This window comes from Nocardia amikacinitolerans NBRC 108937, from assembly GCF_001612615.1.
Taxonomy (GTDB): Bacteria; Actinomycetota; Actinomycetes; order Mycobacteriales; family Mycobacteriaceae; genus Nocardia; species Nocardia amikacinitolerans.
In genome coordinates, this window is record NZ_BDAU01000052.1 from 36648 (window position 1) to 61618 (window position 24971).

General features: G+C 67.9%; 24 protein-coding genes and 1 pseudogene. 13 read left to right on the forward strand and 12 right to left on the reverse strand.

Annotation, left to right across the window (positions count from 1 at the left end):
- Positions 1-140: 140 nt before the first annotated feature.
- Together NAM01S_RS30245 and NAM01S_RS30250 are read left to right on the forward strand one after the other, a co-directional pair.
- On the forward strand, positions 141-1298 hold the full coding sequence (locus NAM01S_RS30245; protein ID WP_067791765.1) for an FAD-binding oxidoreductase: 1158 nt from the start codon (positions 141-143) through the stop codon (positions 1296-1298).
- A gap of 41 nt (positions 1299-1339) precedes the next feature.
- Positions 1340-2116: an FAD-binding oxidoreductase gene (locus tag NAM01S_RS30250; protein WP_067791767.1), complete on the forward strand. Its 777-nt coding sequence runs from the start codon at positions 1340-1342 to the stop codon at positions 2114-2116.
- A 91-nt stretch (positions 2117-2207) separates the two neighbouring features.
- On the opposite strand, the gene NAM01S_RS30255 is transcribed toward NAM01S_RS30250, so the two are convergent.
- From NAM01S_RS30255 to dnaK, 5 genes are all read right to left on the reverse strand, one after another.
- Positions 2208-3377 (reverse strand): FAD-binding oxidoreductase, encoded by a 1170-nt coding sequence (locus NAM01S_RS30255; protein ID WP_067791769.1) that lies wholly within the window; start codon positions 3375-3377, stop codon positions 2208-2210.
- Between the two features lie 580 nt (positions 3378-3957).
- Positions 3958-4356, reverse strand: a complete 399-nt coding sequence (locus NAM01S_RS30260) for a heat shock protein transcriptional repressor HspR (RefSeq protein WP_067791770.1) — start codon at positions 4354-4356, stop codon at positions 3958-3960.
- The gene (gene dnaJ / locus NAM01S_RS30265) at positions 4356-5513 is read right to left on the reverse strand and encodes a molecular chaperone DnaJ (protein WP_067791772.1); all 1158 of its coding nucleotides are present in this window, start codon (positions 5511-5513) and stop codon (positions 4356-4358) included. Before dnaJ ends, NAM01S_RS30260 begins: the two co-directional genes overlap by 1 nt.
- Positions 5514-5537: 24 nt before the next feature.
- Positions 5538-6200 (reverse strand): nucleotide exchange factor GrpE, encoded by a 663-nt coding sequence (gene grpE / locus NAM01S_RS30270; protein WP_067791774.1) that lies wholly within the window; start codon positions 6198-6200, stop codon positions 5538-5540.
- Complete coding sequence (gene dnaK / locus NAM01S_RS30275) at positions 6197-8044, reverse strand: molecular chaperone DnaK (RefSeq protein ID WP_067791776.1); 1848 nt, start codon at positions 8042-8044, stop codon at positions 6197-6199. Before dnaK ends, grpE begins: the two co-directional genes overlap by 4 nt.
- Positions 8045-8337: 293 nt before the next feature.
- Between dnaK and NAM01S_RS30280 the strand changes: the two genes are divergently transcribed.
- From NAM01S_RS30280 to NAM01S_RS30295, 4 genes are all read left to right on the forward strand, one after another.
- A complete protein-coding gene (locus NAM01S_RS30280; protein ID WP_067791778.1) occupies positions 8338-8916 on the forward strand; it encodes a TetR/AcrR family transcriptional regulator in 579 nt (192 codons plus the stop codon).
- A gap of 56 nt (positions 8917-8972) precedes the next feature.
- Entirely contained in the window at positions 8973-9767 is a 795-nt protein-coding gene (locus NAM01S_RS30285) for an oxidoreductase (RefSeq protein ID WP_253799137.1), read from the forward strand.
- A gap of 18 nt (positions 9768-9785) precedes the next feature.
- Positions 9786-10025: a ribbon-helix-helix domain-containing protein gene (locus NAM01S_RS30290; RefSeq protein ID WP_067791780.1), complete on the forward strand. Its 240-nt coding sequence runs from the start codon at positions 9786-9788 to the stop codon at positions 10023-10025.
- A 245-nt stretch (positions 10026-10270) separates the two neighbouring features.
- Complete coding sequence (locus NAM01S_RS30295) at positions 10271-11242, forward strand: aldo/keto reductase (protein ID WP_218018484.1); 972 nt, start codon at positions 10271-10273, stop codon at positions 11240-11242.
- Positions 11243-11501: 259 nt separating this feature from the next.
- On the opposite strand, the gene NAM01S_RS30300 is transcribed toward NAM01S_RS30295, so the two are convergent.
- Both NAM01S_RS30300 and NAM01S_RS30305 read right to left on the reverse strand, forming a co-directional pair.
- A complete protein-coding gene (locus tag NAM01S_RS30300; RefSeq protein ID WP_067791784.1) occupies positions 11502-12086 on the reverse strand; it encodes a hypothetical protein in 585 nt (194 codons plus the stop codon).
- Between the two features lie 87 nt (positions 12087-12173).
- Positions 12174-12617 (reverse strand): hypothetical protein, encoded by a 444-nt coding sequence (locus NAM01S_RS30305; RefSeq protein WP_157107976.1) that lies wholly within the window; start codon positions 12615-12617, stop codon positions 12174-12176.
- 486 nt (positions 12618-13103) lie between these two features.
- Between NAM01S_RS30305 and NAM01S_RS30310 the strand changes: the two genes are divergently transcribed.
- From NAM01S_RS30310 to NAM01S_RS30340, 7 genes are all read left to right on the forward strand, one after another.
- On the forward strand, positions 13104-13982 hold the full coding sequence (locus NAM01S_RS30310; RefSeq protein WP_067791788.1) for a helix-turn-helix domain-containing protein: 879 nt from the start codon (positions 13104-13106) through the stop codon (positions 13980-13982).
- A complete protein-coding gene (locus tag NAM01S_RS30315) occupies positions 13979-14185 on the forward strand; it encodes a DUF397 domain-containing protein (protein ID WP_067791790.1) in 207 nt (68 codons plus the stop codon). Before NAM01S_RS30310 ends, NAM01S_RS30315 begins: the two co-directional genes overlap by 4 nt.
- A gap of 195 nt (positions 14186-14380) precedes the next feature.
- Positions 14381-14884 (forward strand): DUF3558 domain-containing protein, encoded by a 504-nt coding sequence (locus NAM01S_RS30320; RefSeq protein WP_169810923.1) that lies wholly within the window; start codon positions 14381-14383, stop codon positions 14882-14884.
- Between the two features lie 16 nt (positions 14885-14900).
- Positions 14901-15281, forward strand: a complete 381-nt coding sequence (locus NAM01S_RS35460; RefSeq protein WP_157107977.1) for a hypothetical protein — start codon at positions 14901-14903, stop codon at positions 15279-15281.
- Positions 15281-16609: a hypothetical protein gene (locus tag NAM01S_RS30330; RefSeq protein ID WP_067791794.1), complete on the forward strand. Its 1329-nt coding sequence runs from the start codon at positions 15281-15283 to the stop codon at positions 16607-16609. Before NAM01S_RS35460 ends, NAM01S_RS30330 begins: the two co-directional genes overlap by 1 nt.
- 22 nt (positions 16610-16631) lie before the next feature.
- Entirely contained in the window at positions 16632-17405 is a 774-nt protein-coding gene (locus NAM01S_RS30335) for an ESX secretion-associated protein EspG (RefSeq protein ID WP_067791795.1), read from the forward strand.
- Positions 17406-17554: 149 nt separating this feature from the next.
- A complete protein-coding gene (locus NAM01S_RS30340; RefSeq protein WP_067791797.1) occupies positions 17555-18712 on the forward strand; it encodes a zinc-binding dehydrogenase in 1158 nt (385 codons plus the stop codon).
- 31 nt (positions 18713-18743) lie between these two features.
- On the opposite strand, the gene NAM01S_RS30345 is transcribed toward NAM01S_RS30340, so the two are convergent.
- The 5 genes and pseudogenes from NAM01S_RS30345 to NAM01S_RS35855 all read right to left on the reverse strand — a co-directional run.
- On the reverse strand, positions 18744-19118 hold the full coding sequence (locus NAM01S_RS30345; protein ID WP_157107978.1) for a hypothetical protein: 375 nt from the start codon (positions 19116-19118) through the stop codon (positions 18744-18746).
- A 54-nt stretch (positions 19119-19172) separates the two neighbouring features.
- Positions 19173-19808, reverse strand: coding sequence for an HhH-GDP family DNA glycosylase (locus NAM01S_RS30350; protein WP_067791801.1), 636 nt, complete (start codon positions 19806-19808; stop codon positions 19173-19175).
- A 134-nt stretch (positions 19809-19942) separates the two neighbouring features.
- A complete protein-coding gene (locus NAM01S_RS30355) occupies positions 19943-21511 on the reverse strand; it encodes a dynamin family protein (RefSeq protein ID WP_245910283.1) in 1569 nt (522 codons plus the stop codon).
- Between the two features lie 94 nt (positions 21512-21605).
- Positions 21606-23468: a dynamin family protein gene (locus NAM01S_RS30360; RefSeq protein WP_067791803.1), complete on the reverse strand. Its 1863-nt coding sequence runs from the start codon at positions 23466-23468 to the stop codon at positions 21606-21608.
- Positions 23469-23485: 17 nt separating this feature from the next.
- Positions 23486-24971 (reverse strand): annotated as a pseudogene (locus NAM01S_RS35855) (hypothetical protein); the annotation flags it as partial.

A 24971-nucleotide genomic window follows, 5' to 3' on the forward strand; every position in this document is an offset into this window, starting at 1 on the left:
AGAGCAAGCTGCGCATACCCACACGACCATGGACTTTTCGGGGATACTTGTACCCCGAAGGACCGCCGGTTACGGCCAGTCCCTGCGCAGCAGTCGATAGCGGATGCGCAGCTACAAGCGGGAAGGAAGGGAATCTCGTCGTGGATGCGCGTTCGGCAGCGCTGGTCCGCGCCAATTTCCGTTCGGTGAGCGAGTCACCGGGCGGACCCGAGCGGTTGATCAGTGCGTTCTATGGTCATCTGTTCGCCGAGAACCCGCGTTTGCGCGAGCTGTTCCCGCCCGCGATGGACATGCAACCGAAGCGGCTGGCCACGGCCATCCAGTTCGTGCTCGACCACCTGGAGGATTGGGACCGCGCGCAGAAGTTTCTCGAGCAGCTGGCGCGCGACCATCGGAAATACGGCGTCGAGGCCGCACACTACGACCAGGCGGGCCGCGCGCTGCTCGCCGCGTTCCGCGTGTACAACGGCGCGATGTGGAACCGTCAGCTCGAAGAGGGCTGGCGCGACATCACCATCCTGATCTCGGCGTCGATGGCCATCGGCGCCAACTCCGACAAGTCCCAGCCGTACTGGGAGGCGACGGTGGTCGGCCACCGCAGGGTGCTCGAAGACCTGGCCATCGTGCGTTTGCAGTCGGATTCGCCCGTGCCCTACCAGGCCGGGCAGTACGTGCCCGTCGCCGTGCCGCAGCGGCCGAAGATGTGGCGCTACTTCTCACCGGCGATCCCGTCGAATCCCTACGGCGAGATCGAATTTCACGTGCGCAAGATCCGCGGCGGCTGGGTGAGCCCGGCCATCGTCAACGAGACGCAGGTGGGCGATCGCTGGCTGATCGGCGGCCCGCTCGGCGGCCTGCACGTCGACCGCGACGCCGGGCGCGACGTGCTGCTGATCGGCGCGGGCACCGGCATCGCCCCGCTGCGCGCCCAGCTCATCGAGATGAGCCAGCGCGGTATCAACCCGCGCGTGCACTTCTTCATCGGCGGCCGCTACCCGTGCGATCTCTACGACGTGGAGAACATGTGGCAGCTCTCGCAGAGCAATCCGTGGCTCACCATCGTCCCGGTCTGCGAGCAGAAGACCAACCCGTGGTGGTACCCGCACCCCGCCGCCGACGCGCCCTACGGCATGCACCGCACGCTGGTCGGCAATCTGGGCGCGGTGGTGGCCAGCTTCGGCGCATGGGCCGACCGTCAGATCCAGATCGCGGGCTCGGCGCGGATGATCGCCGACACCCGCAGGGCGCTCATCGCGGTCGGGACGCCGGAGCACGTCATCAGCTGCGATCCCGTCTGATCCACCGCGGCCCGCGCCGCACAACTACAAAAGGAGTTCTCATGACGGAGCCGGGCGCGCTCGGCAACGGAGTCGCGCAAGCGGAGTGGACCTCGACCGTCGTCGGCCACCACCGCTTACGCCACGACGTGGCGGTGATCCGCCTGATCGGCGAGTTCGTGCCGTTCGTCGCGGGCCAATCCGTCGAGGTCAGGGTTCCGCAGCAGCCCGGAGTTCGCCGCAGGCTCTCCCCCGCGCTACCGCCCTCGCTGGACGGCAAGCTGGAGTTCCACGTGCGCACCGTGCCCGGCGGCTGGCTCAGCGGCTCGCTGGTCGCCGACACCCAGCCGGGCGACGAGTGGCGCATCGCCGCGCCACAGGGCGCCTTCACCGTCGACCCGGAGGGCGACGAGGTGGTGATGATCGCGGGCGGCACCGGCTTGGCGCCGATGCGTTCGCAGATCCTGGAGCTGGCGCGGGTGCCGGAGCCGCCGCGCACCTACCTGTTCGTCGGCGGCACTTCCCCGCGCGACCTGTACGCCGCCGACATGCTCTACCTGCTCGCCGAGGAGTTGGACTGGCTCACCGTCGTGCCGGTGGTGGAGAGCCTGGAGGACCCGAACTGGGAAGACGAGTGGTACGAGCAGACGCGCGTCGACATCGGCTTCCCCGCGGACGAACTGCTCGAGGGCACCCTCGCCGACGTGATCGCCTCACACGGCGCCTTCGATCACCACCAGGTGCTCGTCTGCGGTTCCCCCGCGATGACGCGGGCCACGCTGGATCGGCTGGTCGAGACCGGCACGCCCGCCGAACGCATTCAGTACGAAGGGCTTTGACAGCCATCGTTCCGGCGAAGGCCGGGATCCAGTCGCAGACCCGCGGATAGTCGTCACCCGCTTGGATCCCGACCTTCGCCGGAACGACGACTCAGAACAGCGGATCGTGCCGGATGTTCTTGGTCTGGGTGCCCGCCGCCATCAGGCGGAACTTGGTGGTCTGCACCATCGAGGGCGAGCCGACGATCTGCACGTCGCGATCGGCCCACGGCCCGTAGCTGGCGACGACCTTGCCGATCTGGCCGGTCATGCGCGGCTCGAGGCCGGGCCAAATTCGCTCGACCTCCCCGGCTTCGTAATGCCACCAGGGGTTTTCGTCGCTCTCGCTGACCGGCGTGACGGTCAGCCAGCGGTTGGCCATGGCCAGTTTGCTCAGCGTCTCCAGATCGTAGAGATCGCACGGGTGATGCCCGCCGACGAACAGGTGCACCTTCGGGTTGGTTCGCCGCAGCGCCATCTGCATGAGCTGGGCGCGCAGCGGCGCGATACCGGTGCCGCAGCCCACCATGAGCATTTTGCGTTTGGTGTTGCGCGGCACGCCGAGTCCGCCGAGCGGCGAGCCGATCAGCCACTGATCACCCACCTGCGTCTGGCCGACGATGGCCGGGCTGACCCAGCCGCCGAGCACGCCGCGCACGTGGAACTCGATCTCGCCGTTGGCATTCGCGGGGACGGCGGGTGAGAGGTACCGCCACATCCGCGGACGCGACGGGATCTGCACGCTCATGTATTGGCCCGCGGCGTATTGCATCGGCTGGTCGAGCTGTAATCGCACGATGGCCAGATTGCGTAGGACGAGCCGGTTCTCCAGCACTCGGCCGGACCAGACGGCGGGTGTCACCTCCTTCTCGGCGGCGCCCATCATGGTTTCGCCGATGACCGTCAGGCCCTCGTCCCAGGCCCTTTCGACCTCGTCGGTCCACATCTCGGTGCCAGCGAAGCGCCGCATCGCGGTCTTCAGCGAAGTGGCCACCGCGACGTAGTGTTCGGCTTGCACACCGTATTTGCGGTGATCGCGGCCGAGTTGGGCAAGGAACGGCAACAGCTTGTTCGGTTCCTCGAGCCGGTCGAGCGCGTAACCGATGGCTTTGACCAGACGGTCACGCTGCGAATCCATTGCGGCGGGGAAGAAATCGCGGACCTGCGGATAGTCCGAGAACAGGATCGCGTAGAACGACCTGGCTAGTCTTTCCGGCCCCCCTTCCTCCGCAGCAACCGCCTTGAACGTCGTTCTGATCAAAGCGACAGTCCGCGAATCCATTTGTGTCACAACCCCATTTCGCACTAGAACACAATGCGCGCCGGCGAGTGAGGTGCTGCGGGACACTCGACAGCAGCCGATGCCAAGGAGTGTAAGCGAGGTTAGCCAGCAACGGAATGCCACCGTCGAACATCACGCGTGTAATTCCACCAAAACAAGAATCGGAAGAGTAAAACTCGCAAATAACAGACCGAAAGACTGCGCTAGAGCGGCTAATTCGGTCATATCTCCACCGAATTCGCGCGCCCCGCTTTGCAAGACTCGTCCAGTTGACCCGGGCCGAGCGACCCTGTGGCAACCCTTTGTGCGCCATCGAAGTTCGCGCGAGAGCAACTTCCGCGCATCCCGGCGGGCACGAAAGAAGAGAACCGCTCGGTTCGATACATCGTACGAATTCGACCGCGAAAAGACTTGCGCGCCAGCAAACTCGGGCACTTTTCAGCAAACTTGCACTGATAATCGCGCAGAGCGTCCTGCGCATTTCGCACACAGGGCGAACTACTGATCAATTGACCAGAAATAGCGAAGGGCCCCGCTCCGACCGGAAAGAGTCGGCAGCGGGGCCCGAGAACCCTTCGCCTCAGCGCTTGTTGCGTGGCTTCCACACCACAAGCGCCGTACTGCGCTGCGGCGGAGAGAGATCCGGACGGTAGCCCGCCCGCAGCCGCTCCAGCTCCGCACGCGTCTGGGCGAGTTGCTCGCGCAATTCCTCGACCTGATTGGTCAATTCGATGATGCGTTTGATGCCCGCCAGGTTCACGCCCTCGTCTTGGGACAGCCGCTGCACTTCGCGCAGCAGCTCGACGTCCCGCGCCGAGTAACGTCGCCCGCCACCCGAAGTGCGTTGCGGCGTCACAAGTCCAAGGCGGTCATAGGTACGCAGGGTCTGCGCGTGCATGCCCGCCAGCTGTGCCGCGACCGAGATCATGAAGAACTCGGTTCGCGACCCACCGGACGCTTTCTTCGGATCAGTGGACATCACGCACCTGCCCATCCCGCACGAGGATCGAATCCGCTGGACTTCTCCGCCTCCTGGTAGCGCTTCAGCGCGTCGACGGCATCGCTGTCCAGTTTCTGCGGCACCGCGACCTTGACGGTGACCAGCAGGTCACCGGCGCCGCCGCCGCGCTTGGGAACGCCGCGGCCGCGCACCCGCAGGATCCGGCCGTCGGCGGTGCCCGGCGGCACCTTGACGCCGACGCGCCCTTCCAACGTGGGCACGGAAACCGTTGTGCCGAGCACCAACTCAGCGTAACTGACCGGCAGCACCAGAGTCAGGTCGTCGCCGTTGCGGCCGAAGACCTTGTCCTGGCTGACGTGCACGGTGACATACAGGTCGCCCGAAGGCGCACCGCGCAGTCCCGCCTCACCCTGTCCGGTCAACCGGATCCGCTGGCCGTCGCTGACGCCGGGCGGAATCCGCACCGTGATGGTGCGGGTGCGGTTCTGGATGCCGTTGCCGTGGCAGTCGGCGCACGGGTCGTCGATGATCGAGCCGGAACCCCGGCACTCGTCGCACGGCTCGCTGAAGCCGAACGCACCCTGGTTGCGGCTGACCACACCGGTGCCGTTGCAGATGGGGCAGACCCGGGGACTTGTCCCCGGCTTCGCGCCGCTGCCGTGACACGTGGTGCACGGCGACGGACTCGTCATCCGCAGCGGAACGGTGACGCCCTGCGCGGCCTCACGGAAACCGAGGGTCGTCTCGGTCTCCACGTCGGCGCCGCGCCGCGGGCGGCTCGCGGTGCGCGAACCGCCCCGGTTGAACAAGCCACCGAGCAGGTCGCCGAGTCCGCCGTCGCCCGTGGTCGCGCCGCCGAAGATGTCGCCGATGTTGAAGTCCTGCGAGAAACCGCCCCCGCCACCGGGTGTGAACCCGCCGCGCGGATAACCGCCGCCCGCGAAGAGCTTTCGCGTGTCGTCGTACTCTTTGCGCTTGGCCGGATCCGACAGCACGGCGTGCGCCTCGCTGACGGCCTTGAAGCGCTCCTCGGCCTTGGTGTCACCCGGATTGGCGTCCGGATGCAGGTCGCGGGCGAGCTTGCGGTAGGCCTTCTTGACCTCGTCCTGCGAAGCGCTGGAGGAGATACCCAGCTCCTTGTAGAAGTCCTTTTCGATCCACTCCCGTTGGCTCACCGAGTATCTCCTCCTTTCGCAGTGTTAATTGTCGTCCGCATTGGCATCTACATCCGATGCCTCGTTCGCGGCCAGATCGGCCACGCCATCGGTTACCCCGACGAGCGCGTGCCGAAGCACCCGATCGCCGAACCGATAGCCCTTGCGCATCACGACACCGAGCACCGGATCCGCGCCGGAACCCTCGTGCTGCACGGCCTCGTGCAGAGTCGGGTCGAAGGGCTCGCCCTCCGCGCCGAACTCCTCGAGGCCTTGCTTGCGCAGCGCGTCGACCAGCTTGTCCGCCACCGACTTCAGCGGTCCGGACTCCAGGTCGCCGTGGGCCCGAGCGCGATCCAGATCGTCGAGCACGCCCAGCAGTTCGGTGACGACGGCCGCCTTGGCGCCGTCGATGGCGGCCTTGCGGTCGCGCTCGACGCGGCGCCGGTAGTTGGCGTATTCCGCGGTCAGCCGCTGCAGGTCGGCGGTGCGCTCGGCCAGCTCGACACTGATCGTGTCGGCCAGCGTCTCGGCTGCCTCGGGAGTCCCGACGCCGTTGCCTTCCGCACCGTTCCCGCCCTCGGGGCCGGGCCCGGCCGCGGTGTCCGCGACCGGCTCCCGAACCTCACCGGTGGCCGGGTCGACCTTGCGCTTGTCGACGAAGGTGATCGGCTCCTGTGCCGAATCGCCCTGGTTGTCCTCGGTCACTTCTTCTCCGTGTCGACCGGCTCGTCGACGACCTCGGCATCAACGACCTGGTCGTCGTTCGCGGAGCTGGACGCGCCGTTGCCGGACGCGGCCTGCTCGGCGGCGGAGGCCTCGTAGATGGCCTGGCCGAGCGCCTGCGACTCGGTGGCGAGCTTCTCCACCGCGGACTTCACGGCCGCGATGTCGGTGCCCTTCAGCGCCTCGTTGGCCTCGGCGATGGCCGCCTCGACCTTGGACTTGACGTCCGCGGGCACCTTGTCCTCGTTCTCCTTGATGAACTTCTCGGTCTGGTGCACCAGCGACTCGGCCTGGTTGCGGGTCTCCGCCTCCTCGCGACGCGCCTTGTCCTCGGCCGCGTGCGCCTCGGCGTCCTTCACCATCCGGTCGATCTCCTCCTTGGACAGGCCGGAGCCGTCCTGGATCTTGATCGTGTTCTCCTTGCCGGTGCCCTTGTCCTTCGCGGTGACGTGCACGATGCCGTTGGCGTCGATGTCGAAGGTGACCTCGATCTGCGGCACACCGCGCGGGGCCGGGGGGATGCCGGTCAGCTCGAAGGAGCCGAGCAGCTTGTTGTGCGAGGCGATCTCGCGCTCACCCTGGAACACCTGGATCTGCACCGACGGCTGGTTGTCGTCGGCGGTGGTGAAGGTCTCCGAGCGCTTGGTCGGGATGGTGGTGTTGCGCTCGATGAGCTTGGTCATCACACCGCCCTTGGTCTCGATGCCCAGCGACAGCGGGGTCACATCGAGCAGCAGGACGTCCTTGACCTCACCCTTGAGCACACCGGCCTGCAGGGCGGCGCCGACGGCGACGACCTCGTCCGGGTTCACGCCCTTGTTGGGCTCCTTGCCGCCGGTCAGCTCGCGGACCAGGTCCGAGACGGCGGGCATACGGGTCGAACCGCCGACGAGGACCACGTGGTCGATGTCGGCGACGTTGATGCCCGCGTCCTTGATCACGGACTGGAACGGCGCGCGGGTGCGGTCGAGCAGGTCCGAGGTGATCTTCTGGAACTCGGCGCGGGTCAGCTGCTCGTCGAGGAACAGCGGGTTCTTGTCCGCGTCGACGGTGATGTAGGGCAGGTTGATCGAGGTCGACTGCGACGACGACAGCTCGATCTTGGCCTTCTCGGCGGCCTCGCGCAGCCGCTGCATGGCCATCTTGTCCTTGGTCAGGTCGATGCCCGAGCTGCCCTTGAACTTGTCGACCAGCCACTTGACGACGCGCTCGTCCCAGTCGTCGCCACCGAGGTGGTTGTCACCGGAGGTGGCGCGGACCTCGACGACGCCCTCGCCGATCTCGAGCAGCGAGACGTCGAAGGTGCCGCCACCGAGGTCGAAGACCAGGATGGTCTGTTCCTTGTCGCCCTTGTCCAGGCCGTACGCCAGCGCGGCCGCGGTGGGCTCGTTGACGATGCGCAGCACGTTCAGACCGGCGATCTGACCGGCTTCCTTGGTCGCCTGGCGCTGCGAGTCCTCGAAGTAGGCGGGCACGGTGATGACCGCGTCGGTGATCTCCTCACCGAGGTAGGCCTCCGCGTCGCGCTTGAGCTTCATCAGCACGCGGGCGCTGATCTCCTGCGCGGTGTACTTCTTCTCATCGATGCCGACGGACCAGTCCGTGCCGATGTGGCGCTTGACGGAGCGGATGGTGCGGTCGACGTTGGTGACGGCCTGGTTCTTCGCAGGCTGACCGACCAGCACCTCGCCGTTCTTCGCGAAAGCGACGATCGACGGGGTGGTGCGCGATCCTTCCGAGTTGGCGACGACCACCGGCTCGCCGCCTTCGAGAACGGCGACGACCGAGTTCGTGGTCCCGAGGTCGATTCCGACCGCACGAGCCATGTTGTTTCCTCCTGATTGACGTTCTTGCTTGTGTCGGTGCCGGGCGAGTCCGGCCCGCCCTACGGCGTGTCTTGCGACCGCCGCGAGACCTCGCCCCTAGCACCTCACGGAGCACGGTCCCAGCAACGCTGAGCGTGGTCGGCTCAATCCTGCACCCGATCCACACCGGGCGTCAACTCAAACTTGAGTCCGACGCGCTCAACGTCGTCGACAAGCTCAACCTCCGACCTGCGCGACCTATTCCCGAATCTTTAAATTGACCTACGGGTACAAAACTGGCTAGGCTCGATCGCGTGGGCAGGCCGAAACAGTTCGATCCGGACGCCGCCGTCGCGCGGGCGACCGAGGTTTTCTGGCGCAAGGGCTATGCCGACACGACCCCGCAGGACCTCGTCGACGCGCTCGGAATCGGAAAAGGCAGCCTCTACAACACCTTCGGCAGCAAGCACGCGCTGTTCGAGCGGGCGCTCGAGCACTACCGGGACAACCAGTCCGCGACCGTCACGGGACTGCTCGAGCAATCCGGACCGGTCAAGGAGCGGCTGCGCGACGCGTTACGGCTGGTCGCGGAGGCCAATCTCACCGATCCGGATCGCCGCGGCTGCCTCGCGGTGAACACGGCGGCGGCACTCGGTGGCGTGGACGCGGAGGCCACCGCGCTGGTCGGGCGGATGTTCGACCGCACAGAGGCGGCGTTCCAGGCCGCCATCGAGGAAGGGCAGCGCGCCGGGGAGATCGACCGGGGACGGGATCCGCGGGCGACGGCGAGCATGCTGCTGAGCACGTTGGTCGGGATGCAGGTGTTGTCCAAGACGGCCGACGGGCCGGACCGTTCGATGCGCACGATCGACGCGGTGATCGACTCGCTCTGAGCTCCCCGCTTTCCGGCAGCTTTCGCATACCCCAGTTTTGTACCTCTAGTTAAAGAATGGAAGGCAACATGGATCTCCAGCTCAACGGCAAGACCGCGGTCGTCACCGGCGCCAGTCGGGGCATCGGGCTCGCGACGGTGCGTCGGCTGACCGCCGAGGGCGTGCGCGTCGTCGGCGCGGCGCGCAAACCCACCGCCAAACTCGAGGCGGCGGGTGCGGTGCCCGTGGCGGTCGACCTCGCCGCGGCCGAGGGTGCGGACGAACTCGTCGCGCGCGCGACGGCCGAACTCGGCGGCATCGACCTGCTTGTCAACAATGTCGGCGGCGGCGACACGGTGGACATCGGCGGATTCGCGACGATCGACGACGCGCACTGGCGGGAGATGTTCGACCTCAACCTCTTTGCCGCTGTTCGGGTGACCAGGGCGGCACTGCCGTTCTTGACCGACGGCGGCGGCGCGATCGTGAACGTGTCGTCGATCGGCGCGCGCCGCCCGGCCGGACCGCCGCTGGCCTACCACGTCGCCAAGGCCGCGCTCACCGCGTTCGGCAAGGGGCTGTCCGAAGAGCTTGGACCGCAAGGGGTTCGGGTCGCTACCGTGTCCCCTGGTCCGGTGCGGACCGATATCTGGGAGGCGCCGGACGGTTTCGGCGGAAAACTGGCGGCGGCTGTCGCGCTGGAGCAATCCGAATTCTTGAATCACGTGCCCGCGCGGATGGGGATGGTGACGGGGCGGATCACGGAGCCGGACGAGGTCGCGGCGCTGATCACGTTCCTGCTTTCGGATGTGGCCGGCAGCATCACGGGGTCGGATCATCTGATCGACGGGGGGATCGTCAAATCGGTCTGAAAGGCATGCTGGCACACCATGAGGCGGACGACGGTGAATCTATCCGACGAGCTCGATGAGCGGCTGCGCCATGAGGCGCGGCGGCGCGGCGTCACGATCGCCGAGCTGACTCGGGAAGCCATCGTGCAGTACCTGTCCGCGCCGACCGAAGGCCGTCGGCAGTTCGGCGCCGCGGCGGCGGGGCGCAGTCGACGTTCGGATGTGTCGAGCCGGATCGATGAGATCCTGAGCCAGGAGTGGGGCCGACAATTGCGTTGATCGGCAGGTCGTCCTCGCGACGGTCGTCATCCTCGCCGTCGCGTAGCTCGTCTCCGGTCGTGAGGACGAGCGGCGGCGCGATCCGTTCATGCCGCCGTGGCGCGAAACCGGTTTGCGGTCCAGCCGAGTCGAAGCATGGACGGGACACCGCCGCGACAGGTTGACATGGAGCGCACTCCAACTCATAGCGTTCTGTGCCGGAACGTTTTTCGAGCACAGGAGGTAGCACCATGATCGACGGCCGCATCCGGCATCTCGGCGAACTCGCGGTCTCCGCGCAGGGCCTGGGGTGCATGGGAATGAGCCACGCGTACGGCGCGGCGGACGACGATCAGTCGATCGCCACGCTGCACCGCGCCCTCGACCTCGGCGTGACTCTCCTCGACACCGCGGACTTCTACGGCTCCGGCCACAACGAGGAGCTGATCGGCCGGGCCATCGCCGGGCGCCGCGACGAGGTCGTGCTCGCCACGAAGTTCGGCTTCGCCAACCGCCTCGGCGAACCCACCTCGATCCGCGGCGACGCCGCCTACGTGCGGCAGGCGTGCGACGCGTCGCTGCGCAGGCTCGGCGTCGACCACATCGACCTCTACTACCAGCATCGCGTCGATCCGCAGGTGCCGATCGAGGAGACCGTCGGCGCCATGGCCGAGTTGGTTCGGGCCGGAAAGGTCCGCCACCTAGGACTTTCCGAGGCGAGCGCGTCGACCATCCGGCGGGCGCACGCGGTGCATCCGATCGCCGCGCTGCAGAGCGAGTGGTCGCTGTGGACCCGCGATCTGGAGGCCGAGATCGTCCCCGTCTGCCGCGAACTCGGGATCGGTATCGTCCCGTTCTCCCCGCTCGGCCGCGGCTTCCTGACCGGCAGATACAACTCGGTCGCCGAACTGGCGGAGAACGACATGCGCCGCGGTCAGCCGCGTTTCGCCGACGGCAACCTGGAACAGAACCTGGCGATCGTCGCGAAACTCGACGAACTCGCTACGACGAAGGGCGTCACCGCGGGCCAACTCGCCCTGGCCTGGGTGCAGCACCGGGGCGACGACGTGGTCCCGATCCCCGGCACCCGACGTCAGCGCTACCTCGAGGAGAACCTCGCCGCCCTCACCGTCGAGTTGTCTCCCGAAGACCTCACCGCCATCGAATCCGCCGCTCCGCCCTCGCAAATCGCCGGCCGCCGCTACGACCCGACCAGTCTCACCTTCGTCAACGGCTGAGGCGCGAGGAGTTCGGGGCCTCGTGGTGCTGTCGTCACGGCGCCGCGTGAACCGGGGCGTCCCGCAGTCAGCGGTCGTCGTGCCGCAGCGACCGCGACGACGCATCCGGGGACGGCACAACCGGCGACGCAACGTACGTCGGCTGGCGAAATACCTGCGGTGGAGCCGATACCGGGGGTTGTATCGGCGGCGACGACAACGCGGCCGGACGGTGGTCTGGGCCGCGGTGGGGCCGGATGGACTTCGAGGCTTAGTGGCTTCACACCGACCGGAGCCGGGCTATCTCGGCGTGATTGGCCCAGGGGTCCAGGGTGATCGCGGCTGCCCAGGCGTGTGCGGCGGGTGCGCGGCGGTCGAACAACTCGATCCAGGTTTCAATGGCTTCGCGAGTGTCGTGCACGCGGGTTGGGGTCTGGCGGAGTTCGCCCAGGTGTAGGTAGCTCAGTGCCGTGTAGGCCCGGGCGCGCGCATCGAAAATCGTTGCGGTGCAGAGGTCGGAGCCCTCGGCATCCGACCCGGGCTCCGCCGTACCGGCTTCGGCGACGAGTCCACCGCTCGTCCGGTGCGCCAGTCCGAATGCCCACAGCAGCTCGCCGAACCGGCGCAGCAACCATTCGGCGGACTCGAGGATCGGCGACCGTGCGGCATCGGGATCGAGGACGACCGCGGTGTGCGCCATGTCGTGGGTGGCGGGGTCGCTGGCGCGGGCGAAACCCCAGAAGTGGACCGTGCCGGAACCGGACGCGGCCGGGTCGGTGCGGCATTCGGTCAGCATGGCCCCGAGCATCGCGTCGATCACGGCGCGCGGTGGATATCGCAGGACGGGGCCGGTCGCGGTCGGCATGGATGGCTGTTTTGGCTTGGGCCGCCGACGATTTCGTCGAGTAGGCATGTTGTTCCTTCGGTAGGTCACCGGGGCGGTCAAGGGAATTCACCGGGTGGGCGGGACGTGTTCGCGTTCCGCGCGCACTACCTCCCCGTCCGGGACCGGTCCCGGACGCGCTGGTGCGCCGACCCGCGCCCATGTGCTCGGCGGGCACACCGTCTCCAGATCGAAGTTCTCGCAGATCCGCGCGGGCCGGTCGTCGACGTGGGCCAGGTCGTGGACAACGATCGCGACGATCCCCGCCGCCGCCGCGAGCCCGAGCACGAACCCGACCGGATCGGCGCAATCGTCGGGCGGCCGCACCGTATACACGTACCGATAGCCCATGGCCCGCGCATGCCTCCGCACGGCGACCTCGTGCCGAGCGGCGGCCTGTCCCGACACCCCGCCCCGCACGAACCCCAACGCCGTCGGCCTGGCATCCGAACCAGGTTGTGCCCCCGCAGAATTCAATCCGGTGATCAGTTCATTTCGCTGTCGCTGCGTCATAGGGTCATGCTGCGCAGCGCACGCGACCAGGGCGGTACGAAACACTCGACTCCCAGCGATCGCCCTATCACGCCAGCATGATTCCCGACTCGACTACCCAGGAATTCTTGTAGTGGGATAACGCCACGCACACCGTGGGAGCACGGACGGACAACTCCGGCAACGGAGCTTCGGGCCACATCCACGAAGAAGTCGTCTCCAGCCTGGATTGCATCGGCACTCGGCGGCCCCAGTCTCGTTCGCAATGCCGTCCCCCATATCCGTTCCACGGGTGCGGGTTCCGTCGCCGGGAGCCGTTCACGCTGGCAGCGCGTTTCTTTCCGCGTGGCACGTCTTGTGCATAAGCTACGCAGCGTGCTCCACGCGGCAGGTCGACGACCTCGAGGATCGGCGATACGACTCCGAACCCTGTTGCGACGGGCGCACAACGATTCTCGCCGTGAGTATCCATCGATCGCACCGTGCGGAAGCAGGGGAGGACGCAGGATGGTGAGCGCCAAGGAGGGCGCGGGCAGGACGACGACACTGCCGCGCCGCCAGCTGGGCCGCGCGCTGCGCGACGCGCGCCAGGCCAATGGGTACACCCTCGAACAGGTCGCCGAAGTGCTCGAGATCAGCCGGTCCTCGCTGGGGCGGCTGGAACTCGGGCAGAACGAGCGGGTGAAGGTTCGGGACGTCGAGTACATCTGTGAGTACTACGGGGTGCCGGAGGAGCGGACGGAGTATCTGAAAATTCTTGCGGCACAGGGCAATGCTCGTGTCTGGTGGGAGGATTTCAGGGATGTTATCCGGCCCGGATTCAATACTTACCTGCATTTGGAGGCGGCAGCGGCGGGATTCGACTTCTTCCAGTCACTCGTCATACCGGGGTTGTTGCAGACTGCCGGCTACGCGCGGCGCGCTGTGGCCTCTCCGGGTCCTTGCACGCCCGAGGAGATGGACCGTCGGGTCGCTCTACGCATGAGGCGATCCACAATTCTTACTCGGCGGCACAAACCATTACGAGCCGAATTTCTTCTGCACGAGTCGGTGCTGCGCACCGTGGTCGACTCTGAACGCACGATGGCCGCACAGCTGCGCCATCTCGCCGATATGGGGACACGCGACAACGTATCCGTGCGGGTCGTCCCATTCTCCGCTGGATTCCCTGCCGGTTTGGCGATACCGCCATACATCATCATCGATTTCCCACAGCATGAGCCATCGGTTGTCTATACCGAAGGCGCGATCGGGAACGCGATTTTCGAAAGAGGCGACGAAGTAGCGCGCTTTCAGGAGATTCACGGCGCCCTCCAAGGTGCGGCACTCGAGGAACGACCATCGAGAGATCTGATCCGTACCATGGCAAGGAGTTACGAACGGTGAACGAACTGTCCGGCGCAATCTGGTTCAAGTCGAAGCACAGTGGAGATGGCGAGGCGTGCGTCGAGGTGGCATGGCTCGATGCCGGTCGGGTCGGTGTTCGTGATTCGAAGGACCCGACCGGTCCGGCTCTGGTCTTCACCGCGGAGGAGTGGGGTGCCTTCACTATGGCCGTCGTGGACGGTCGGTCCACCCGGCCCGCCTGATCATTCGGGCGCCGAGCGGCCCGCAGACGGCGACCCCGACATCGGCCTACCAAGTCACAGCCCAGGGTCGTCATGCTCATGAGCGCTGGTCACGTGACAATCGGCGTAACAGGTCGGGCAGTCCGGCATCTGCTACCGTTTGACCAAACCTGAGTCCGGGGCGAGAGGGTGGGGATGAGCCGTCGAATCACGTTGATGTTGCTCGGGGTCGTGCTCGCGTCCGGCGCGGTCGGGTGTGTGGACAACACGAGCGGGTCGCCAACGACTACCAGCACGGCGGCAGCGGCTCTCTTCAATCCGTGCACGGGCATTTCCGATGATGTCGTGCGAGCGGCGGGCGCCGATCCAGCCACCGAAGAGTCAGGCATCGCCGGAGTGCACCAGCCAGGCTGGGAAATCTGCGGGTGGACAGCGAAAACGTACTTCATAACTGTCTTCTCGACCGGCCGCACCGTTGAAGAGTTCGAGCGAAAGCCCGGGAATGTCGAATTCCAGGACGTTACTGTCGCAGGTCGTCAAGGTCGGCAATTCAAAGTCGAGGGCGCCTCGAAGGACGACCTGTGCGACGTCCTCTTCCCTGCCACTCAGGGCGTCGTGCAACTGCGGGTCCAAAACATGGCCAGAATGGATGGCGTCGAAGACCCGTGCACTGTGCTGTACCGCGTCGGCGAGTCGATGGTGCCCACGTTTCCGCGTTGATCAGGGAGGGGATCGTATGAGTGACAATGCATTGAAGTGGAGCCAGCTTGCCAGCCAAGCCCGAGCGGGAGAGCTGTACCTTGACGACCAGAATGCCGCGTATCTGTGCGCAAAGGCATGTGACCAGCGACTAACCGATCTACGGGATCTGCTCAGATTGACCGCTAATGCGCAGAACGTCTCCGGATTCGGAGACTTCAACATGGGCAACGACCTCGTCCAGAAGTTCCTGAAACAGGCCACCGGCGAAGATCATTCGATCGACAAGGTCATCGACGAGCACATCGAGACCGTGCAGAACATGCGCGAGGTCATGGCCATCTCCTTCAAACGCATCACCGGCCAAGACGTCGAGAACGCCGCCCCGATCACCAACGCCACCGAGCAGGTCGGCTGATGGGCAACCCTGCCGCCAGCCTGCAAATCTTCGACCCGGGACAGCTGGGCTCGGCCATGCTCCGCAGTCTCACCAACTGGATATCCGGTGAGGAGCTGCAGCCCGAGGTCGACCCGTACTCGGTGCAGGACAAGTACAACCGCCAGCGCACCGACGTGCGCGACCGGGCAGGCGACGTCGGCTTCCAGGGCGCATACCGGCCGAAGGAGGTACGGGGCACCGACGAGTTCGACCGCGACGATCTCGCCACACTGCGCCGTAGGGTCGATCAGATCAGCATCGAGACCGTCAGCAGCCTGTCCACCACCTGGAACACCATCGCCCAACGGCATCAGACCTCGCTGGACACCTTCTCCCAGGCGATGGCCAAGGCCACCGACGACAGCGTGTGGAAGGGGTCGGCGCGCGACGCGGCGCTCGGCGCGGTCAACGGCTACACGGCGGAGGCCGCTCAGGTCACCAACGCGGCGAAGCTGACCGGCAACAAGCTCTCGGAATTGCAGACCGGGCTGGAGCCGACCAAGCAACTGGTGCCGCATCCGCCGGAGCACCGCAGCGGCATCGACAATGCCCGGGCCTGGATCGCCGGTCGCGGCTGGCGCAACGACGATGTCGCCGAATACAACGCAAGGACCGAGGCATTGCGTGTCCTGAAGACCGTGTACGCCCCGGTGGTGCTGGAGACCGACACCAACGTGCCGCAGATTCCACGCCCGGCGCAGACCACCAAGCCGGGTGACCCCAAGGTCGGCCCCGGCCCAGGTGACGGCGGTGGCGGCAATGGTGGCGGTGGCGGCGGAACCGGCACCGGTAACAACGGCGACCAGAAACCAACGGGCACCGAGAATCCCGAACAGGATTCGCCCGTCGAGGAGAACCCGGACGAGTCGACCAACCCGTCGGGCACCGACAACCCCACCTCGACGCCGCAGTCCACCGACACGACGCCCGCGTCCACCACGCCCGCCTCGACTCAGACGCCGACCACACCCGGCTCCGGCACACCGAGCAGCCCGGGCCCCGGCCCCGGTGGCCCAGGACCGGGGCCCGGCAACCCGAACGCGGCGACGCCGGGTCCTGGCCGCTCGATCCCCGGCACACCCGCCACGGGCGCTCCGGGTGCTCCGGCCGCCGCGAGGTCCAGCGCACCGGGCGCCGGGCGCGCGGGCATGCCCGGCATGGGTGGCATGGGAGGCGCGCGCCCCGGTGGCAAGGACGACGAATCCAGCAAGGGCATCCCGGACTACCTCATCAATCAGGAGAACGGCGAAGCCCTCACCGGACTCGACTCGATCGGCAAGACCGTGCCGCCGGTGATCGGCGAATAACCGGACGGACAGGGACATTTCGATGCTCGAGGTACGGAGCTGGCGGTTCACCGCGCTCGAATTCCGGACGCTGTGGGAATCCACCGGCCGTGACGTGCTGCCCTACCCGCTGCGACACCGGCACACCACCGAATTCGCGGAAGACACCATGCGGCTGCGGCAGGCGGCGGCCCGCTCGCTGCACTCGCAGCTCGACGACGGGCTGGTGCGCGCGGTGGAAGTGTTGCTTGCCCCGCAAGCACGGGTGGAACTCGCCGGGTTCGCGGGCCCGCGCCGGGAACGCAAGCTGCGCGCCCACGCCGGAGTCCATCACGAGCACGGTGCGATCGCCGTCCAAGAGCCAGGCCAGGACCACGACCACGGCGGCGATGTGACGCTACGGCTGCTGCCCGCCGGTGACGTCGCACGCGCCGTAGTCGACGCACTCCCCGACCGCGGACCAGGACGCGGCCGACAGCTCCAGGTCAGCGCGACCGAACTCGAGCAGCCACGCCCGCACGTCCGCGACGCCTGGAAACCCACTCCGCGCGAAGAATTCGAGAAATTCTTCACCAACGCCATGACCCTCGTCGCCCACGTCGGGGTCTACGCGATGGGCAGCCCTGACAACCGGCACCTGCACGGCCGCAAGGATTTCCAGATCAACGATGTCGAAAATGACGGCCGCTACGTCACTTTCGGCTCCGACCTGCTCACCGTCAAACCCAGCACCGCCGACCGCATCACCGCAACCCTGCGACAGATGATCGCCCGCACCGTCGACGAAGTACGCGACGGGGTCCACCTCCCGTTCTGAGCGGCGGCGCGACTGCCCACCCCTCGACGCGTCGCCGTGGTGACCTGCACGGTGTGTGGTCGCTGGACGCGTCCCAACGGGCCGGTATCGCTCCGGGGTGGGTGGAGCGGTGATAGGTTCGGCGCGGGGTGGTTCGAGAGGAGTTTCGGATGCGGGCCGCTGTCGTGACGAATACGAAGTTCCAGGTCGAGGAGTTGCCGACGCCCCGGCCGGGGCGCGGGCAGGTTCTGCTCAACGTGGTGCGGTGTGGGATCTGCGGGTCCGATCTGCATGCTCGCACGCACGCCGACGAGATGGCGGACTTGGCGAGCGCGACCGGGTACGACGGGTTCATGCGGTCCGAGCAGAGTGTGGTGCTCGGGCACGAATTCAGCGGAGAGGTAGTCGAATACGGTCCCGACTGCCGGAAGCGGTGGAAGCCGGGGACGAAAGTGGTCGCGCTGCCGATCATTCGGCACGACGGACAACCGCATCTCACCGGATTGACTACGGCCGCGCCCGGCGGCTATGCCGAGCAGGTGGTCGTGCAGGAGTCGATGACCATGCCGGTGCCGAACGGGCTTTCGGCGGAGTTGGCCGCGCTCACCGAACCGATGGCGGTGGCCTGGCACGCGGTGCGCAAGGGTCGGGTCGGCAAGGGGCAGACGGCTTTCGTAATCGGGTGCGGGCCGATCGGTCTCGCGGTGATCAGCATGCTCAAAGCGGCGGGCGTTCGCACGGTGATCGCGAGCGATTTCTCGCCGCGCCGCCGCGAGCTCGCCACCGCGTGCGGTGCGGATGTCGTGGTGGATCCGGCCGCCGAATCCCCTTGGGAGGCGGCGCCGAAGAAGGGGATCGGTAGCGTCACGGATCTGCTCGGTCTCGGTTTCGACACCATGCAGCGCCTGCGGCGGGTTCCGAATCTGCCGTGGTGGTACGTCTTTCGGCTGGCGCACACGTTCGACGCCGGACCCGCCGGGCCGGTGATCTTCGAATGCGTCGGTGTTCCTGGCATCATCGACCAGATTCTCACCGCCGCTCCGCCGCTTTCTCGGGTCGTCGTGGTCGGCGTGTGCATGGAAGCCGATCGCTTCCACCCGGCGATGGCGATCAACAAGGAGATCGAGCTGCGCTTCGTGCTCGGCTACGACCCTGGCGAGTTCCGCGACACCCTGCACATGATCGCCGACGGCAAGGTCGACCCGGCGCCGCTCATCACCGGCACCGTCGGCCTGGAAGGCATCGACAACGCCTTCACCGCGCTCGGCAACCCGGAGCGGCACGCCAAGATCCTGATCGATCCGACCAGCTCGGCGGTCACTCCCTGAGTGAGCGTCCGAGAACTCTCGGACTCGGTGCTCAAAGCGTCGATAAGCGGTTGGTATTCCTGGTGTAGGCATCATCGAACAGGTCCCAGCCGTCGCGGCGTCCGGCTGTGCGTGTCTCGGCCATCCAGCCCGCCTCGACGGCCGCGTCTACGAACGCCCGGACCACGCCGGGCATGTTCAGGTTCAGAAAACGATCACCGACCCAGATCTCACCGGCAGTGGATACCCCGTCGTCTGGGATATGCCGCTCCCCGTCGGGGCGGAAGATCAGTGACAGGCCTGTCACCGACCCGATTCGCCGCAGCCGAAGTACTTCCTCGCACCCGTCTACATGCCGGTGGTAGGTCTTCCACAGATACTGCTGCTCACCCACCGTAAGCACCCGGCGGCGAAGCTGTTTCGTCATCACGCGATGCTAAATGCGGGTTCATGGCTCCCGCTATCGGTTTATCGAGCGGGATCAAGTCGGGAGATCCTCGGCCATTTTGTCGTCCAAGGTGACGCGGACCAAGGCGGCGGCGAGATCGGCGGCGCGGTCGCGGGGGGCCAAGTCGGCGAGTTTCTCCGGGGCGGTGGGGAGGCCGACGCGGCGGGCGCCGCGGAGGGCGCGGTCGTCGAAATGGGGGCGTGCCCATGGCCAGGTGTCCTGGACTTCGCGCAAGAAGATGTCGCTGCCGGTGGGGCCGATGCCGTCGAATTCCTGGAGGAGGTCGGCGGCGCGGTCGGCGTCACCGTCGGCCGCGGAGGCCAGTTCGCGCAGGTCGCCGTGGTACTGGTCGATGACGCGGTGGGCGTTCGCGCCGAGGCGGGTCGCGGTGCTCTCGTCGTAGCGCTTGTAGTGGGCGCGACCGAGGGCGTCGACCAATTCCTGCCAGTCGGCGTCGGCCACCTTCTGCGGCGTGCCGTAGCCGCTGTCGATCAACTCCTTGGCGGCGGCCACCGCGACATCCGCGGAAATCCGGGTGCTCAGCAGTTCAGCCAGCATCAGCAGTTGGAACAGCGGCGCGGGTTTGTCGGCGAGCTTGATGCCCGCCTCGGCGGCGTATCCGGTGCCCGCCCGGTCCAGCAGGGTCCGGACGACTTCACGATCGCTCATCACGGCCTCCTCGTTCGGGATACCGGTGGCCTACCCGGGACTGCCGTGTCCATGCGCGGGGAGAGGAGACGACCGAATGTCACCCCCACCCCGGTGAACGCGGTCGCGGTCACCGGGGGTCGGGTGAGCGCGGGTCAGCGGCGACCCATGCGCATCTCCGGGGCCGGGGGCAGCATGCTCAGCGTGCCCTCGGCACTGCGGGCGGCGGTGAGGCAGGCGAGGGTGGTGAGCTGGTCGGCCATGGGGTGGCGGGCGCGTTCGCGCCATTTGCGGACCGCGGCGACGGCCTGTGCGCGCTGCGCCTCCGGGCCCGCGTTCGGTGGGAGGCCGAGGCGCAGGTGGGGCGCGATGCCGGATCCGCCGATCAAACGGTGCAGTTCGGCGAGATCCGCTGGGGGCAGGGTCAATTCGTCGGTGCGCAGGCGGCCGAGCAGGCGCAGTTCGGCGAAACCGTGCACGTCGGCGAGCAGGGTGCGGACTCGGGGCAGCAGCTGGTCGGCGGAGGTGCCGGGATAGGCGGTCAGCACCCTGGCCAGTGCCGTCAGCGCCGAATGCGCCTTGAGTTGGTCGGCGCGCTGGCCGAACTGGACGTCGAGCACCGAGCGCAGCTCGTCGACACCGCTGCGGCTGGTCAATTCCGCGGCGAGCGTCGCGGAGTCGCGGACGCCGAGCCGAATCAGGGTGACGGCCATGCGAATACCGAACATGCCGAAACGCTCGGCCAGCTGGGCGCGCAGTTCCGGCGCGACGGGAAGCGGAATGTCGGGGCGCGCGAAGCGATCCGCCGACAACATCGCCGCGGTCAGCTCGTCGACCGGGACGCTCGCCAAGGCCTGGAACGCGGTGAACTCCTGTTGACGCAGTGTCTCCGCGGCGAACGCGAGCAGTCCCGCGACGGGAATCACCGCCTGGCACAACCCGGTTCGCTCCAGCTCGGTGGCGAACCGAGAGGCGACGTCGCGAGCCGAATGCAGTGCGTCGATGCGTCCGGCGCCGATCTCGTCGGCCCGCGAGACGACGCCGACCACGCCGAGCGGGCCGGACAATCCCGAAGCCCCTTGCCGCGCAGCGGTTCCCGAGCCGATGCGCTCCAGGAAGCCGATGTCGGTGGCGTCCAACCTGCGCAGCAGGTAGACGACCGCGTCGGCGCCGGGGACGGAGACGCTGGCTTCGGCTTCTTCGTCGTCGGGGGTCAGCAGGCGGGCGGTGCGGCGGGACACCTCGCGCGAGAGCGAGGAGGTGCCCGGGGTGTCGATGATGGTGGTGTGGGTCAGCGCCGCGGCGGGCCATTCGACTTCGAGGTGGTCGACCTCGCGCGGGCCCGGCGCGTTCCAGTTCAGCCGTTCCAAGTCGAAGGTCAGGCCGTGCGCTCCGCCGCCGCGGCGCACCACCACGTTCGCGGTGGCACCGTCGGGCGCGTACGCGGTGACGCTCGGGGTCGGGCCGTTGCGATACCAGGTGACCACCCTGGTGCACTCGGTCGCGTCGGTCGGGGCGATGTCCTGGCCGACCAGCGAGTTCAACAGCGTCGACTTGCCCGCCTTCAACGACCCCGCCAGCGCGACACGCAGCGGCTGATCCAGCCTGCGAGCGCAATCCGCGAGCAGCGCCCTCGGGCGCGGTTCGCGCGCGAACGCCTGCCTGGCCGCGTCCACCAGCCGGTGCGCCTCGACGACGATGCCGGGCGCGACTCTCGTGGTCACCGGCGCCCCGCGGCGCGAACGCCGATTCGGGCCTCGACGGACGTGCACCGGAAGGACGCGGCGCCCCTGGTCGAGCGCGAGTGGGGTGTCGTGATCACCCCGATACCGTACCGAGAGCTCCTCGGACGGGCGCGGCGGCGATGGGCTGTTGCATCGCGTCGGCGTAGCGGCGCAGTTCCGCGACGAAGCGCAGCTGCCGTTCCAGCACGGTGCACCGCTCGGTACGGCGCGCGGTCTCCATCGTGGCCGCCTCCTGCGCGGCGCGCAGCGAGTCATCGAGGGAGCGGAGGCTGCGCTCGGCGACGCCGCTGTAGTGGTCGCGCAGGGCACGGTGGATGCGGTGCAGGCGGTCCTTGGACTCCTTGCCCGCCTGGAACGCGACGTCGTCGACGAAGCGGCGCACCGCGTTCTTCGCCTCCACCCGGCGGCGCGCGAGGCGGGCCTGCTTGTCGTCACGAAATGCCTTGCCGCCCACGATGACACCGGCGCCGATGGAGATCGGATTGAGCATGGCCAGCCCGGCGAAGGTGCTGGCGAGACCGACCATGAGCACACCGCCGTAGGAGCCGCGCATGCCGACGAGCAGCTTGCTGGCGAACCCGATGTCCGGTTCCAGATCGGCGAGGGTGCCGGTGATCGGGTTGTCCTCGGCGTTCAATCCGCTCTTCACGTCGGGCAGGTCGACCGCGCCGAAGTGGACGAAGTGTTCGGCGACGTCCTCGGCCAGCTCGATCGCGCGCTTGTGTGTCCACAGCAGGTTGTCGGCGAGCGCGCTGTCGACGGTGCCGGTGAGCCATTCGGAGATGGCGTCCCAGTGCCTGCCCGGATCGTGCTCGTCGATCCACTCCTCGCCGGTTCGGGTCAGGTGGCGCAGGCGATCTCGCAGGTCGTGGTCGACATCGCTTGCGAGGTCGGTGATTCCGTCGGAGAGCGTCTGCTGCCAGGCAGCGGTGCGCCGATGCAGGTCTTCCGCAGCGGCTTTCGCGGCCTGGAGTTCGCGGATCGCGGCCGCGCCCTGGTTCGGATCGCGCAGCGCGACGAGTTCGCTGCCCAGCGCGAGCGCCAGATGCTCCGCGGCGGACTGGATATCGCGTGCGACGGCGGCGCGGGTCGCGGCCTGATCGCGCGCCACCACCTGCTCGCGCAGAAACTGGTACAGCACACCGAAACCCGACTCTTGGCCGAGCTGCGCGTCCTGTAACCGCATGGCGTGCTCGCGCAGCAGCGCGGAGACCGGGATGATCGGCACCTCCAGCCCGGCGCGGTACAGGTGGCCGAGATTCGCCTCGTGGACCTGACGCCAATGCGGATACAGATCGGTCTTGGTGAGCAGCAGCGCGACCGTCGGGCACAGCTCGCGGACCTGGCGCAGGAAGGCGAGCTCGGGTTCGGTGATCTCGGTGGAGGCGTCGGACAGCACGAACACCGCGTCCGCCGCCGGGACCATGCCGAGAACCGTTGTGGCGCTCGCGTTTCCGTGTCCGCCGACACCGGGGGTGTCGACAAGGACGATGCCGTCGGCGAGCAGCGGGTTCGGCAGTTGGATTTCGAGGCGCATCATCCGCCTGCCGTCGGCGAGCGGGCTGCGGGAATCGATCGTCGGGATCTGTTCGATCGGGACCGGCACCCGGGATTCGCTGCCGCCGCGCGGTTCGGTGAGCAGGAACTGCGCTTGCGCGTATTCGCCGTGCGACAGCGTGGCGGGAACGACCGTTGTCGCGTCGTCGCCGACCGGGCAGATGTCGACGTTCAGCAGTGCGTTCACGAAACGGCTCTTGCCCTGGCCGAGTTGGCCCGCGATCACGATGCGACGCCGCGGGTCGCGGACCCGGTCGGCCGCCGTTTCCAGGCGGCCGACGAGGTCGGTGCGACCCGCGGCGCGCGCCGCGGCGATGGTTTCACCCAGTACCGACAGCAGCGGCACTGCGGGCGCGGAAGCAGGTACTGGTGTCCCCATCGCGTTGTCGTCCTCTCTCAGTGCAGGAACGCATCACCCGACAGGTCCGTCGACCCGCCGATCTCGGTGCTCGACTCGCCCTCGGCGAACAGCGAGGTCTCGCCGGTCGCCCCGAGGCCGCTGTCGAAGCCCGAACCGAATGCGCTCGAAACGTCCAGCGACGACCAGGTGTTCGCCGTGGTCTCCGCCGTGGACCCGATGCTGCCACCCAGGTCCGAGCCGCCGCCGAGCGCACCCTGCGCGCCGAGCGATCCCGTTGCGTCCGCGCCGCCTTCGAATGCGCCGGACGCTCCGGAGGACAGGTCGCCGCCGAGACCGGTTTCCAGGCCGGCACCGCCGTTCCCCGCGGCGCCGAGACCGGTCTCGAGACCGCTGTTCAGGCCCGCGCCCGCATTGCCCGCGGCACCGATGCCGGTTTCCAGGCCGCTGGACAGACCGGCACCGGCGTTCCCTGCGGCACCCAGACCAGCTTCGAGACCGCTGTTGAGACCCGCGCCCGCGTTCCCCGCGGCACCGATGCCAGTTTCCAGGCCGCTGGACAGACCGGCACCGGCGTTCCCTGCGGCACCCAGACCAGCTTCGAGACCGCTGTTGAGACCCGCGCCCGCGTTCCCCGCGGCACCGAGACCGGCTTCGAGGCCACTGCTCAGACCGGCGCCCGCGTTGCCAGCGGCACCCAGTCCCGCCGACAGGCCCGACTCGAGTCCAGCGCCCGCCTGACCCGCCGCGCCGATCGCACCCTCGAGTCCGGCCGTGAGACCCGCGCCCGCCTGCGTGGCGGCGTCGACGCCCGCCGAGAGGCCCGCCTCGAGTCCGGTCACCGCCTGGCCACCCGCTTCGAGCGCGCCGCCGATGCCGCCCGCCAGGTCGGCGCCTGCCGTCGCCCCGGACTCGATACCGCCGGAAAGGCCTGTCTCCAAACCGGTTCCGAATTCGCCGCCCGCCTCGACGGCGGTTTCCGCGCCGCCGGACACGTCGAACCCGGAAACGCCGCCGACCAGGCCCTGCAAACCGCCGCCGAGTTCCGCGCCGCCCTGCGCGCCGCTGGCGAGCACACCGCCGAGTTCACTGTTCAGGCCGGCGCCGATCTCGTGCTCAGCGCCGAGCACGGTGCCCAGACCGGCCGACATGCTCGACTCCAGGCCGGTGACCGTCTGGCTACTCGCGTTTGCCCCACCGGACACACCGGACCCGACGCCCGCGCCGGCTTCCACCGCACCCTGCAACCCGCTCTCCAGCCCGGCGCCCAGCCCCGAGCCTGCCTCGACAGCTCCGCCGATGCCGCCCGCGAACTCACCGCCGAACTCCGCCGCGGTCCCGAGCCCGGCCGCCGCTCCGGCCGCGGCACCCGCGCCCAGCGCGCCTTCGACGCCACCGGCCAGTTCGCCGCCGGCTTCGAGCGCGCCGTCCGCCGCACCTTCCAGACCACCGGCCAGGTCGGCGCCCGCGTCGAGCGCGCCTTCGAGGCCGCCCGAGAGGTCAGCGCCGAACCCGGCACCGAGG

What these genes read in the sequence shown, in the direction of transcription:
- NAM01S_RS30250 (WP_067791767.1), top strand. Translation starts at nt 1,340, where the DNA reads ATGACGGAGCCGGGCGCGCTCGGCAACGGAGTCGCGCAAGCGGAGTGG.
- NAM01S_RS30255 (WP_067791769.1), bottom strand. Translation starts at nt 3,377, where the DNA reads ATGGATTCGCGGACTGTCGCTTTGATCAGAACGACGTTCAAGGCGGTT.
- NAM01S_RS30260 (WP_067791770.1), bottom strand. Translation starts at nt 4,356, where the DNA reads ATGTCCACTGATCCGAAGAAAGCGTCCGGTGGGTCGCGAACCGAGTTC.
- dnaK (WP_067791776.1), bottom strand. Translation starts at nt 8,044, where the DNA reads ATGGCTCGTGCGGTCGGAATCGACCTCGGGACCACGAACTCGGTCGTC.
- NAM01S_RS30285 (WP_253799137.1), top strand. Translation starts at nt 8,973, where the DNA reads ATGGAAGGCAACATGGATCTCCAGCTCAACGGCAAGACCGCGGTCGTC.
- NAM01S_RS30290 (WP_067791780.1), top strand. Translation starts at nt 9,786, where the DNA reads ATGAGGCGGACGACGGTGAATCTATCCGACGAGCTCGATGAGCGGCTG.
- NAM01S_RS30300 (WP_067791784.1), bottom strand. Translation starts at nt 12,086, where the DNA reads ATGCCGACCGCGACCGGCCCCGTCCTGCGATATCCACCGCGCGCCGTG.
- NAM01S_RS30305 (WP_157107976.1), bottom strand. Translation starts at nt 12,617, where the DNA reads ATGACGCAGCGACAGCGAAATGAACTGATCACCGGATTGAATTCTGCG.
- NAM01S_RS30310 (WP_067791788.1), top strand. Translation starts at nt 13,104, where the DNA reads ATGGTGAGCGCCAAGGAGGGCGCGGGCAGGACGACGACACTGCCGCGC.
- NAM01S_RS30320 (WP_169810923.1), top strand. Translation starts at nt 14,381, where the DNA reads ATGTTGCTCGGGGTCGTGCTCGCGTCCGGCGCGGTCGGGTGTGTGGAC.
- NAM01S_RS35460 (WP_157107977.1), top strand. Translation starts at nt 14,901, where the DNA reads ATGAGTGACAATGCATTGAAGTGGAGCCAGCTTGCCAGCCAAGCCCGA.
- NAM01S_RS30330 (WP_067791794.1), top strand. Translation starts at nt 15,281, where the DNA reads ATGGGCAACCCTGCCGCCAGCCTGCAAATCTTCGACCCGGGACAGCTG.
- NAM01S_RS30335 (WP_067791795.1), top strand. Translation starts at nt 16,632, where the DNA reads ATGCTCGAGGTACGGAGCTGGCGGTTCACCGCGCTCGAATTCCGGACG.
- NAM01S_RS30340 (WP_067791797.1), top strand. Translation starts at nt 17,555, where the DNA reads ATGCGGGCCGCTGTCGTGACGAATACGAAGTTCCAGGTCGAGGAGTTG.
- NAM01S_RS30345 (WP_157107978.1), bottom strand. Translation starts at nt 19,118, where the DNA reads ATGACGAAACAGCTTCGCCGCCGGGTGCTTACGGTGGGTGAGCAGCAG.
- NAM01S_RS30350 (WP_067791801.1), bottom strand. Translation starts at nt 19,808, where the DNA reads ATGAGCGATCGTGAAGTCGTCCGGACCCTGCTGGACCGGGCGGGCACC.
- NAM01S_RS30360 (WP_067791803.1), bottom strand. Translation starts at nt 23,468, where the DNA reads ATGGGGACACCAGTACCTGCTTCCGCGCCCGCAGTGCCGCTGCTGTCG.